Source organism: Pseudomonas sp. LBUM1668 (genome assembly GCF_059695715.1).
Genome location: NZ_CP166787.1, coordinates 1524246 through 1536263, shown reverse-complemented (window position 1 = coordinate 1536263; position 12018 = coordinate 1524246). Strand labels below are relative to the sequence as shown.

12 protein-coding genes are annotated in these 12018 nt (G+C 59.0%); 5 read left to right on the top strand and 7 right to left on the bottom strand.

Features of this window, described 5'->3' with window-relative positions; all coding sequences use genetic code 11:
• Window positions 1-40 precede the first annotated feature (40 nt).
• The 3 genes from ACA061_RS06890 to ACA061_RS06880 form a co-directional block, all read right to left on the bottom strand.
• On the bottom strand, window positions 41-898 hold the full coding sequence (locus ACA061_RS06890; RefSeq protein ID WP_210700886.1) for a carboxylate/amino acid/amine transporter: 858 nt from the start codon (window positions 896-898) through the stop codon (window positions 41-43).
• A gap of 316 nt (window positions 899-1214) precedes the next feature.
• On the bottom strand, window positions 1215-1814 hold the full coding sequence (locus ACA061_RS06885; RefSeq protein WP_210553738.1) for an FMN-dependent NADH-azoreductase: 600 nt from the start codon (window positions 1812-1814) through the stop codon (window positions 1215-1217).
• Window positions 1815-2043: 229 nt separating this feature from the next.
• Complete coding sequence (locus ACA061_RS06880) at window positions 2044-2358, bottom strand: 3-phosphoglycerate kinase (RefSeq protein ID WP_497300934.1); 315 nt, start codon at window positions 2356-2358, stop codon at window positions 2044-2046.
• Between the two features lie 49 nt (window positions 2359-2407).
• On the opposite strand from ACA061_RS06880, the gene ACA061_RS06875 reads away from it, so the two are divergent.
• From ACA061_RS06875 to ACA061_RS06860, 4 genes are all read left to right on the top strand, one after another.
• Complete coding sequence (locus tag ACA061_RS06875) at window positions 2408-3331, top strand: PA3225 family LysR-type transcriptional regulator (RefSeq protein ID WP_150594336.1); 924 nt, start codon at window positions 2408-2410, stop codon at window positions 3329-3331.
• A 14-nt stretch (window positions 3332-3345) separates the two neighbouring features.
• Window positions 3346-4149, top strand: coding sequence for an alpha/beta fold hydrolase (locus ACA061_RS06870; protein ID WP_210700887.1), 804 nt, complete (start codon window positions 3346-3348; stop codon window positions 4147-4149).
• A 3-nt stretch (window positions 4150-4152) separates the two neighbouring features.
• Window positions 4153-4716 (top strand): peptidylprolyl isomerase, encoded by a 564-nt coding sequence (locus ACA061_RS06865; RefSeq protein WP_042558122.1) that lies wholly within the window; start codon window positions 4153-4155, stop codon window positions 4714-4716.
• An 87-nt stretch (window positions 4717-4803) separates the two neighbouring features.
• Window positions 4804-6636 carry an ABC transporter ATP-binding protein gene (locus ACA061_RS06860; protein ID WP_150603006.1) on the top strand — a complete coding sequence of 611 codons (1833 nt, stop codon included), beginning with the start codon at window positions 4804-4806 and terminating at the stop codon, window positions 6634-6636.
• Between the two features lie 117 nt (window positions 6637-6753).
• Here ACA061_RS06860 and ACA061_RS06855 read toward each other — a convergent pair whose 3' ends face one another.
• Window positions 6754-7878 carry a GNAT family N-acetyltransferase gene (locus ACA061_RS06855; protein WP_210553741.1) on the bottom strand — a complete coding sequence of 375 codons (1125 nt, stop codon included), beginning with the start codon at window positions 7876-7878 and terminating at the stop codon, window positions 6754-6756.
• A 281-nt stretch (window positions 7879-8159) separates the two neighbouring features.
• On the opposite strand from ACA061_RS06855, the gene ACA061_RS06850 reads away from it, so the two are divergent.
• Window positions 8160-9482: a putative porin gene (locus ACA061_RS06850; protein ID WP_150603008.1), complete on the top strand. Its 1323-nt coding sequence runs from the start codon at window positions 8160-8162 to the stop codon at window positions 9480-9482.
• Window positions 9483-9656: 174 nt separating this feature from the next.
• On the opposite strand, the gene ACA061_RS06845 is transcribed toward ACA061_RS06850, so the two are convergent.
• The 3 genes from ACA061_RS06845 to ACA061_RS06835 all read right to left on the bottom strand — a co-directional run bounded on the left by ACA061_RS06845 (window position 9657) and on the right by ACA061_RS06835 (window position 11746).
• The gene (locus ACA061_RS06845; protein ID WP_150617685.1) at window positions 9657-9896 is read right to left on the bottom strand and encodes an anti-sigma factor family protein; all 240 of its coding nucleotides are present in this window, start codon (window positions 9894-9896) and stop codon (window positions 9657-9659) included.
• Window positions 9890-10504 (bottom strand): RNA polymerase sigma factor, encoded by a 615-nt coding sequence (locus ACA061_RS06840; protein WP_497300930.1) that lies wholly within the window; start codon window positions 10502-10504, stop codon window positions 9890-9892. Before ACA061_RS06840 ends, ACA061_RS06845 begins: the two co-directional genes overlap by 7 nt.
• Window positions 10505-10624: 120 nt before the next feature.
• On the bottom strand, window positions 10625-11746 hold the full coding sequence (locus ACA061_RS06835; protein WP_042558117.1) for a beta-ketoacyl-ACP synthase III: 1122 nt from the start codon (window positions 11744-11746) through the stop codon (window positions 10625-10627).
• Window positions 11747-12018: the final 272 nt, after the last annotated feature.

The window sequence follows — 12018 nt, the reverse complement described above, 5'->3', positions numbered from 1 at the left end:
AGATCAAAAGATCGCAGTCTGCGGCAGCTCCTACAAGGGGTTATGCGGTGCGTCGGATACCCAGTCGGCTGATCCATACAGCGGCAAGGATGACACTCCCGCCAAGGAACAACCTTCCCAGTTCCTCATCCTGATTCCAGATCAGCAGATTCAGCAGCAAGCCCACCGGCACATGCAGGTTGTTCATCACCGCCAATGTACCGCCATTGACCATGCACGCGCCCTTGTTCCACCAGTACAGCCCCAGCGCGGTCGAGACCAGACCGAGGAACACCAGCACACCCCATTGCAGCGGCGCTTCCGGCAGGAAGTTCGATTTGCCGAACAACAGAAACGCCGGCAACACCACCGCCAGTGCACCAAGGTAGAAGAAACCGAAGCGCCGGTAGTGCGGCAGATCGCTCGGGTGTTTGGCCACCAGATGCTTGTACAACACTTGCCCGGCGGCATAGGTGAAGTTGGCCAGTTGCAGCAGCAGGAAGCCCATGAAGAAGTCCGGGTTGATGCTGTCGAAGCGAATCACCGCTGCCCCGCCCACCGCCACCAGTGCCGCGATCAGCGCCCACGGGTTGAAGCGCCGGTTCAGCGCGTCTTCGATCAGGGTCACGTGCAGCGGCGTGAGGATGGTGAACAGCAGCACTTCCGGCACCGTCAGCACACGGAAACTCAGATACAGACAGACGTAGGTCACGCCGAACTGTAACGCGCCGATCAGCAGCATGCCGCGCATGAACGCCGGCTCCACCGAACGCCAGCGAGTCAGCGGGATGAACACCAGCCCGGCCAGCACCACACGCACCAGCACCGCGAAGTAACTGTCGACATGCCCGGCCAGGTATTCGCCGATCAGACTGAAGGAAAACGCCTGGATCAGCGTGACAAAAAGTAGATAGCCCATGGTCGCCCCTGTTTTGAATGGCGGCGACGATAGCGGGTTTTACTTTCTGGAACCAACACAAATCCCCTGTAGGAGCTGCCGCAGGCTGCGATCTTTTGATTGTAAAAAAACAAGATCAAAAGATCGCAGCCTGCGGCAGCTCATACAGGGGGGGGTTCAAATCCCGGGCAAAAAAAAGCCCGATCTCGCTAATGCGTTCAATCGGGCTACAGCACTCAGGAGCAACAAGTGCAAAGGGAGGTTCGATGCGCGTAAAGCCTTGAAGGGGTTGCGCCAGAGCACTAGAACATCCAGTGATTATCTGGCGATTAACATATCAAGCGACCTGAGAAAGCCTGGCGTTGGCCTGGTTCAGGCCCTTCTCCTGGAAGTCGCCGCCCAGGTTCATGCCTTCAGCGTGGATGAAGGTCACGTCGTGGATGCCGATGAAACCCATTACCTGACGCAGGTAAGGTTCCTGGTGGTCGGCCGGGCCGCCAGCGTAGATGCCGCCGCGAGCCGTCAGCACGTAGGCACGCTTGCCGCTGAGCAAGCCTTGCGGGCCGGTTTCGGTGTACTTGAACGTCACGCCGGCACGCAGCACATGGTCGAGCCAGGCCTTGAGGGTGCTGGGGATCGCGAAGTTGTACATCGGCGCCGCCATCACCAACACATCAGCGGCGAGCAGTTCGTCGGTCAATTCATTGGAGCGGTCCAGCGATGCTTGTTCGCTGTCATTGCGCTGCTCGGCAGGCTTCATCCAGCCGCCCAACAGGTTGATATCGAGGTGCGGAACCGGGTTTACGGCGACGTCACGGACGGTGATCTGATCGTCTGGGTGCGCCGCTTTCCACTGACTGATAAAGGTCTGGGTCAGTTGACGGGAAACCGAGTCTTGCTGGCGGGCGCTGCTTTCGATGATCAGAACGCGGGACATGTTGTGTAGCCTCCATCCGAGAATGTTGTAGGTCGATGGAGTGAAGGTTAATCAGTATCGTATCGATGAAAAAGCGCAAATAATTGCTGCAAAGCATCGAATAATTCGTTTATAAGCTCACGCATGCCTTTGTAGGAGTGAGCCTGCTCGCGATGGCGGTGTGTCGGACAGCATCCATTTTATGGAACACCGCAATCGCGAGCAGGCTCACTCCTACAGGGGAAAATTTTTACTTCGGCGTGCAGGTCAGCTTGATGCGCAGTTTGATGATCTCGCGGGTGAACTTGGCCGTGGCGTTCTTGTGTTTGCCGGCGGGCACATCGATGGTACGGGTGCGTGGCGCTTCCGGACCATTATTGAACACCGCTTTGCAGGTCGCATTGACATCGCCGTAGTTGGCCACCCGGATCGAGCCGATGTCGTTATCGGTGTCGAAGGTCTCGTAGTCGATCTTCATGTCGTTGAGGTCTTTCTGCACGTCGATCGGATACGCAAACGCCGTCAGCGGCAGCAGCGCCAGCAGCACACAACAGAATTTTTTCATTCGGCAGTCTCCATGAGGGACAGCCAGCTTAGGACAAGAGGAGCTATTGATGAAAGCGCCCCGCGTGACCCTTGATCAATGGCGAACATTGCAGGCCGTGGTCGACCACGGCGGATTCGCCCAGGCCGCCGAGGCCCTGCACCGTTCGCAATCGTCGGTGAGCTACACCGTCGCCCGCATGCAGGATCAACTCGGTGTGCCGTTGCTGCGCATCGACGGGCGTAAAGCAGTGCTCACCGAGGCCGGCGGCGTCCTGCTGCGCCGCTCGCGACAACTGGTGAAACAGGCCAGCCAACTGGAAGACCTCGCCCACCATATGGAGCAAGGTTGGGAAGCCGAAGTACGTTTGGTCGTCGATGCGGCTTACCCCAGCGCTCGCCTCGTCCGCGCACTGACCGCGTTCATGCCACAAAGCCGTGGCTGCCGGGTACGCCTGCGCGAAGAAGTGCTGTCGGGCGTGGAGGAAGTCTTGCTTGAAGGCGTGGCTGACCTGGCTATCACCGGGTTCAGCATTCCCGGTTACCTCGGCGCAGAATTGAGCGATGTCGAGTTCGTTGCCGTCGCCCATCCGGAACATCCTTTGCATCGTTTGAACCGCGAACTGAGCTTCCAGGACCTGGAAACCCAGATGCAAGTGGTCATCCGCGACTCCGGCCGCCAACAACCACGGGATGTCGGCTGGCTCGGCGCGGAACAGCGCTGGACCGTCGGCAGTCTCGCCACCGCCGCGACCTTCGTCAGCAGCGGTTTGGGATTTGCCTGGTTGCCACGGCACATGATCGAACGGGAATTGAAAGAAGGCTCGCTCAAGCTGCTACCGTTGGATCAGGGTGGCAGTCGCAACCCGAGTTTCTATCTGTACTCGAACAAGGACAAACCGCTGGGCCCGGCGACGCAAATCCTCATCGAACTGCTGCGCACCTTCGACACGTTGCCGCTGGATGCACCGTTCGCCGCCCCTGAACAAGCCTGACACGGAGTTCACCGATGGCGTATTTCGAACACGACGGTTGCAACCTGCACTACGAGGAATATGGCCACGGCGCGCCGTTGCTGCTGGTCCACGGGCTCGGCTCGAGCACGCTGGACTGGGAAATGCAGATTCCCGCACTGGCCGCGCACTACCGGGTGATCGTCCCGGACATCCGCGGCCACGGACGCTCGGACAAACCCCGCGAGCGCTACAGCATCGCCGGATTCAGCGCCGATCTGGTCGCACTGATCGAGCACTTGAACCTCGGCCCGGTGCACTACATTGGCCTGTCCATGGGCGGCATGATCGGTTTCCAGCTGGGCGTCGATCAGCCGCAACTGCTCAAGAGCCTGACCATCGTCAACAGCGCGCCCGAGGTCAAACTGCGTTCGCGCGACGACTACTGGCAGTGGTTCAAACGCTGGAGCCTGATGCGCGTGCTCAGCCTGGCAACCATCGGCAAGGCATTGGGCAGCAAACTTTTCCCCAAGCCGGAACAGGCCGATCTGCGGCAGAAAATGGCCGAACGCTGGGCAAAAAACGACAAACGTGCTTATCTCGCCAGCTTCGATGCAATTGTTGGCTGGGGCGTTCAGGAACGACTTTCCCGGGTGACCTGTCCAACGCTCATCGTCAGCGCCGACCGTGACTACACACCCGTTACGCTGAAAGAAACCTATGTAAAACTGCTGCCCGATGCGCGGCTGGTGGTGATCGCCGATTCGCGCCACGCCACCCCGCTCGATCAACCCGAACGCTTCAATCAAACGCTGCTGGAGTTTCTCGCCGCAGCCGATATTCATCCTCAGGATCACTGACCCATGCTGAAAAAAATCGCCCTCGCCGCCGGTACCGTGCTGTTTGCCGCCAACCTGATGGCTGCCACCCCGGCCAAAGCGCCGCACGTGCTGCTGGACACCACCAACGGCCAGATCGAAATCGAACTGGACCCGGTCAAGGCGCCGATCAGTACCAAGAATTTCCTTGAGTACGTCGACAGCGGCTTCTACACCAACACGATTTTTCACCGTGTGATCCCGGGCTTCATGGCTCAGGGCGGCGGTTTCACCCAGCAAATGCAGCAGAAAGACACCAAGGCACCGATCAAGAACGAAGCCAGCAACGGCCTGCACAACGTTCGTGGCACCTTGTCGATGGCCCGCACCTCCAACCCGGATTCGGCCACCAGCCAGTTCTTCATCAACGTGGCTGACAACGCTTTCCTCGACCCGGGCCGTGATGCCGGTTACGCGGTATTCGCCAAAGTGGTCAAGGGCATGGACGTGGTCGACATCATCGTCAATTCGCAAACCACCACCAAAGGCGGCATGCAGAACGTGCCTGTCGACCCTGTGATCATCAAGTCGGCCAAGCGCATCGACTAAGTTTCGCGGGGCATTTCGAGCGGCGGCGGCCTCGGGCCACGCCGCTCACACTGATAAAAGGAGAGCCCGTATCCGGGCGGTTATCTGATGCTCTATCGCCGTTTCGAACAACTGATCGACATATTCCGCGACGCCCCGACGGCGGCCCCTCCAGATCGTGTCTGGCCCTTCTATACCTACTACCTGAAGCAGGTCTGGCCGAGTTTCGCGGCCCTGCTGGTCGTTGGCCTGTTTGCCGCGCTGATCGAAGTGGCGCTGTTCAGTTACCTGAGCCGCATCATCGACCTGGCCCAGGGCACACCCAACCCGAATTTCTTCAGCGACCACGCCCTCGAACTGACGTGGATGGTGGTGGTTGCGCTGGTCCTGCGGCCGATTTTCTTTGGTCTGCACGACCTGCTGGTGCACCAGACCCTGAGCCCCGGCATGACCAGCATGATCCGCTGGCAGAATCACAGTTATGTGCTCAAGCAGAGCCTCAACTTCTTTCAGAACGACTTCGCCGGGCGCATCGCCCAGCGCATCATGCAGACCGGCAACTCGCTGCGTGATTCAGCGGTGCAAGCCGTCGATGCGTTGTGGCATGTGGTGATCTATGCGATCAGTGCGCTGGTGCTGTTCGCCGAAGCCGACTGGCGCCTGATGATCCCGCTGCTGGTGTGGATCGTCGGCTACATCGGCGCGCTCTACTACTTCGTGCCCCGGGTGAAAGAGCGCTCGGTGGAAGCCTCCGACGCGCGCTCGAAACTGATGGGGCGGATCGTCGACGGCTACACCAACATCGCCACACTGAAGCTGTTTGCCCACACCAACTTCGAACAGCATTACGCCAAGGAAGCCATCGAAGAACAAACCGTCAAGGCGCAAATGGCCGGCCGCGTAGTCACCAGCATGGACGTGGCGATTACCACCATGAACGGCCTGCTGATCGTCGGCACCACCGCTCTGGCGCTGTGGTTGTGGACGCAATCGTTGATCACCGTCGGTGCCATTGCCCTGGCGACGGGGCTTGTGATCCGCATCGTCAACATGTCCGGCTGGATCATGTGGGTGGTCACTGGCATCTTCGAAAACATCGGTATGGTCCAGGACGGTTTGCGCACCATCTCGCAACCGGTCAGCGTGACCGATCAGGAGCAGGCCAAACCACTGGCCGTGGCCAATGGCGAAGTGCGTTTCGAGCATGTGGATTTTCACTACGGCAAGAAGCGCGGGATCATCGGCGACCTCAACCTGACCATCAAACCGGGTGAAAAAATCGGCCTGATCGGCCCGTCCGGCGCCGGCAAATCGACCTTGGTCAATCTGCTGCTGCGTCTGTATGACGTCGAGGGTGGGCGCATTCTGATCGACGGGCAGAACATCGCCGAAGTCGGCCAGGAAAGTCTGCGCGCACGTATCGGCATGATTACCCAGGACACCTCGCTGCTGCACCGTTCGATCCGCGACAACTTGTTGTACGGCAAACCTGATGCAACCGACGCCGATCTCTGGGATGCGGTGCACAAGGCCCGCGCTGACGAGTTCATTCCGTTGTTATCCGACGCAGAAGGCCGTACCGGTTTCGACGCCCATGTCGGCGAGCGCGGTGTGAAGCTATCGGGTGGCCAGCGTCAGCGCATCGCGATTGCCCGAGTGCTGCTCAAGGACGCGCCGATCCTGATCATGGACGAAGCGACCTCGGCACTCGACTCGGAAGTTGAAGCGGCGATTCAGGAAAGCCTGGAAACCCTGATGCAGGGCAAAACCGTGATCGCGATTGCCCACCGCCTCTCGACCATCGCCCGGATGGATCGCTTGGTGGTGCTGGAAAACGGCAAGATCGCCGAGAGCGGCACCCATGCTGAACTGCTGGCTCACCGTGGGTTGTATGCCCGCTTGTGGGCGCATCAGACCGGAGGGTTTGTCGGGATCGATTGATATACCCGATCAGCACAAAACCTGTAGGAGTGAGCCTGCTCGCGATAGCGGTCTGTCAGCCCCATCAATGTTGACCGACACCCCGCTATCGCGAGCAGGCTCACTCCTACAAGGGATTCAGGTTTGGCGGTAGGGCAAAGCGGCTCGCGCTTCTTCGGCATAGGCCAGAATACCGGCGCGTTCCTGCTGCAGGAAATCTTTGACCGCCGCCTTAAGTCCCGGATGGCGCAGGTAATGCCATGAATGCGTGATCACCGGTTCGAAGCCACGAATCAGCTTGTGCTCGCCCTGAGCACCGGCATCGAAACGCTGATAACCCTGGGCAATCGCGTAGTCCATGCCCTGATAAAAACAGGTTTCGAAGTGCAGCCGATCAAACTCGGCCAGACAGCCCCAATAACGTCCGTAAAAACTGTCGCCCCCCACCAGACTGAACGCCATGGCCACCGGCCGTGAGCCCTGTTTGGCCAGCACCACGCGAATCGCTTCGGGCATGCGCTCGGCCAACAGACTGAAAAACTCCCGGGTCAGATACGGTGTTTGCCGGCGCACCGCGTAGGTATTGGCGTAGCAGGCGTAGACGAAATCCCACTGCGCCTCGTCCAGTTCTCGTCCTTCCAGCCATTCAAATTCGAAGCCCTGCCCCGCCACTTGCTCGCGTTCCTTGCGCATCTGTTTGCGCTTGCGCGAAGCGAGTACGTCGAGAAAGTCCTGAAAGTCGCGATAGCCGCGATTCTGCCAGTGATACTGACAGCCAATGCGCTGCAACCAGCCCGGCTGTTCGGCCATGGCAGCGTCGGTGAACGCATCGGTGAAATTGATGTGGGCACTGGAAAGCTCTTCTATTTCCAGGTAACCGGGCAGGCTCTTGAGCAGCTCGAAACCGTCCTCGACCCTGGCGGCCAGCAGCCTCGGCCCACTGACCGGACTGAACGGCACCGCCGTCAACAGCTTGGGGTAGTAATCGATCCCGGCGCGTGCACAGGCATCGGCCCAGCCATGATCGAACACATACTCGCCGTAGGAATGCCACTTGCGATAACCGGGCAGCGCCGCGACCAGCCGATCGTCTTCGATGTGCAGCAAATGCTCCGGCTGCCAACCGGAGTGGGGGCCGACGCTGCCGCTGTCTTCCAATGCACTGAGAAACGCATGGCGCAGAAACGGCTGATTGTCCGGCACCAGTGCGTCCCAGGCATGCGGGGCAATTTCTGACAGGTTTTGCAGGCGTTGCAACGGCATCAACAAGCTCTCCACAACAGGACTCCAGCGCCCGGCGAGTATCGCCGATTGCGTTGCATTACACACTCGCAATCGGCCGACAGCGCTCTAGCTCAATAGTTCGCGACGAACGCACATCGTCATCAACCTGCCATCACTGTGCCACCGCTCTGTCATAAACCATCGCGATACTGGCGCCTGTTTTTAGAGCGCCGGGTTCTAACCCGGACACTGTTTTCCGACCTCGATTGTCGGTTGTGCCCAGGATGGTTAAGCCATCCCTCTCATCTTCGGAGATTGCTATGCGTCTTGCTTCCACGAAAACTGCGGCGGCCCTGTGCGGTGGCTTGTTGCTGGCCATGAGCGTTCCGGCCAGTGCTGCAGTCGACGCCAAACTGCTCGACATGCTCAAGGCTAACGGTTCGATTTCCCAGGCGCAGTACATTGAACTGCAAACTGAACTGGCCAAGGATCAGAAGGCTCAGCAAATCGCGCAGCAGGCGCAGCAAGAGACCAACGAACAAGTCGCGGCTGTCGCGAAGAAGACCAACGAACAAAGCGCTTTCGACCAGAAACTGGCCTGGGCAGCAAAAACTCAGTTCAAGGGTGACGTGCGTATCCGTCAGGAAACCATCAAAATCGATGGCGAACCGAACAACGGCGGTCGCGACAAGGATCGTCAGCGCATCCGTGCCCGTCTGGGTGCCTACACCGAGATCAATCCGCAAGTGGACACCGGCATCCGTATCGCCACCGGCGGCGGCGACGATGCGCGTTCGACCAACCAGGATCAGGACAACTACTTCGACAAGAAGCAGATCTGGCTGGATCTGGGCTACATCGATTACCACCCCGATCAAATCAAGAACCTGCACGTGATCGGCGGCAAGATGCTGCAACCGTGGGTGAGCATGGGCGACGTGATCTGGGATAGCGACATCAACCCTGAAGGCCTGGCCGTTACTTACAAATACCCGTTGGGCAGCAGCGCCGAACTGTTCGGCAGCCTGGGTAACTACAACCTCAAGGACAACGTCGATGGCGACGGCGTGCAGTTCCGTCACGACCTGCGCCTGACCGCCGGCCAGTTGGGTAGCCGCTTCAATATCACCGACAACCTGAAGCTGACCTTGGGCGGCAGTGTCTACGCTTATCAGAATGACGACGACAGCCGCTGCACCGGCACTTCGACGCCGTGCGCCCTGGCGGTCAACGGCAACTCGGCAAACAACGAGTTCCGCCTGTACGAAGGTTTCAGCCAGGTCGACATCGGCGGTCTGCCAATGCCTCTGTCGTTCTACGGTCAGTACGTGAAGAACAACGACGCCGTGACCGATCAGGACACTGCCTGGCTGCTCGGCGCCAAGTCGAAGGTCTTTGGTTTCAACCTCGACTACAACTATCGTGACGTGCAGCGCAACGCCGTGGTCGGCGCCTTCACCGACTCCGACTTTGCCAACGGCACCACAGGTTCGCGTGGTCACAAGTTCAAGGTCGGTTACGACATCGACAAGAACTTCGCTGTCGGCGCGACGTACTTCCTGACCAAGGCAGACTTCGCCAGCCGTACCCAGCGTGATGCAGATGCCAACACCCTGCAGCTGGATGCGGAAGCCAAGTTCTAAATAGCAGCAATCAATAGCCTGACGTGGGCGGGACGATCCCCATCATCCGTTCGTTTCACCCACGCGGGGCTATTTCAGAATGCGCAAAGCCCTCTGTAGGAGCTGCCGCAGGCTGCGATCTTTTGATCTTGATCTTTAAAAACAAGATCAAAAGATCGCAGCCTGCGGCAGCTCCTACAAAGGGCCGTCTTTGCGGCGCTGTTCAGCCAGGCGTTCGGCCAGAGCATCGACACCCTCTTCAGGTTTTTCCGGCATGGCCTTCAGCGTCGCCTGCATCAACCGCATCTGGCGAATGAAACGCCGGCAATTGCGGCAAAACATCAGGTGATGACGCACCATCAGCTTCTCGCCAAAACTCAGCTGGCCATCGAGATAATCACTGGATCGTGCCACTTGCTCCTTGCAGGTCAACATTCTCCTGTCTCCTCAAAATGTTCCACGGTCGCGAAGACCTTTAACCGTGCCCGATGCAGCAGCACGCGGACATTGGAGAGCGAGATGTCCAGAAGATTACAGATCTCTTCCAGCTCCACGCCCTGACGCTCACGCAACAGCAAAACGCTGCTTTGCAGTTCCGAAAGGCTCAACAGTGTGTGCTCCAGGCATTCGCGCAGTTCGCCTTCGGTCAACAACGCCTCGGGGGTGTCCTGGTGCCAGGCGAAAGGCGCCACCAGCCAATGGCCGTCGCGGGACGAAAAACGGTCGTCGTCGATAGTGCCGTGGGGCGACGGCAAGTCATCGAGCAGCACCTCGCGGCGATTTTGCTTGTAGCGACTCTTGGCCGAGTTGGCAGTGATGGTCAGCAACCAGGTCTTGAGACTGGAGCGCCCTTCGAAGCTGCCGATATGACGCACCACGGACAGCCAGGCATCCTGCACCACTTCCTCGACATGACGCTGGCCGACGATCGCATACGCAACGGCACGCATGGCGCTCTGATAAGTCGTGACCAGCTCCTTGAAAGCCTTTTGTTCACCCGCCAACAAGCGCTCAAGCAATTGGGTGTCGTCCGTAACGGCCATTGACGCCTCGTTTCAGTTGATAGGACGCAAAAGATCGCAGCCCGCGGCAGCACTTACAACAACGGGTTTGAAACCGTCAGTGTAGGAGCTGTCGCAGGCTGCGATCTTTTCAAGGCAAACTCAACGCTTGCGCAGAATCACGCTACCGATCGAGTAACCCGCACCGAACGAACTCAGCACCGCCAGCGAACCGGCGGCCAGGTCATCCTGATACTTGTGGAAGGCAATGACCGAACCCGCCGAGCTGGTGTTGGCGTAGGTGTCGAGGATCACCGGCGCTTCTTCTTCGGTGGCTTCGCGGCCCAGCAGCTTGCGCACGATCAGGTGGTTCATGCTCAGGTTGGCCTGGTGCAGCCAGAAGCGCTTAACGTCGCCGACGTTGAGCTGGTTCTCTTGCAGATGCTCGCCGATCAGCTCGGCAACCATCGGGCAAACGTCCTTGAACACCTTGCGGCCTTCCTGCACGAACAGTTTGTCGCGCGCACCGACGCCCTCTTCCGCCGCGCGGTTGAGGAAACCGAAGTTGTTGCGGATGTTGTTGGAGAACTTGGTCAGCAGTTTGGTGCTGACCACGTCGAACTGGTGCTTGGAGGTGGCCAGATCGGCGCGTTCGATGATCACGGCAGTGGCCGCGTCGCCGAAGATGAAGTGGCTGTCGCGATCACGGAAGTTCAGGTGACCGGTGCAGACTTCTGGGTTGACCATCAGGATCGCCCGGGCCTGGCCCAGTTGCACGCTGTTGGTCGCTGCCTGAATGCCGAAGGTCGCCGAGGAACAGGCCACGTTCATGTCGAAACCGAAACCTTGGATGCCCAGCGCTTCCTGGACTTCGATGGCGATGGCCGGGTAGGCGCGTTGCAGGTTGGAGCAGGCAACGATGACACCGTCGATGTCGGCAGCGGTTTTGCCGGCGCGTTGCAAGGCTTGCTCGGCAGCACCAATGGCCATCTGGCAGAGCACTGACCATTCGTCATTGGAGCGCTCCGGCAGGCGCGGGGCCATGCGCTGCGGATCAAGAATGCCGTCCTTGTCCATGACAAAACGGCTCTTGATGCCCGAGGCTTTCTCGATGAACGGGGCGCTGGATTCGGTCAGTGCCTGGACTTCGCCGCTGGCGATGGCCTCGGCGTTGTCCGCGTTGAACTGTGCGACGTAGGTATTGAAAGACTGCACCAGCTCTTCGTTGGAGATGCTGTTGGCCGGGGTATACAGGCCGGTGCCGCTGATGACGACGTTATGCATGGTCGTTTCTCTAATCTGTTCAGGCAGAAAGTGCTGGAACCGTCGTACCAACACACAAAGGGTCTATTCCCATCCGGGGGACGCAAACCTGGCATCGCTTTATTCCGATCCGAGACACGGCCAAAGGCTCTGAGTCGCGAACGCGGCGTTTATGGTCGCGAAGTTTGCCATAAACCCAAGGTTTTGGCCCCTTTTCACGCTAAACGCATTCCTTGTAGGAGCTGCCGCAGGCTGCGATCTTTTGATCTTGATCTGGAAAAACAAAATCAAGA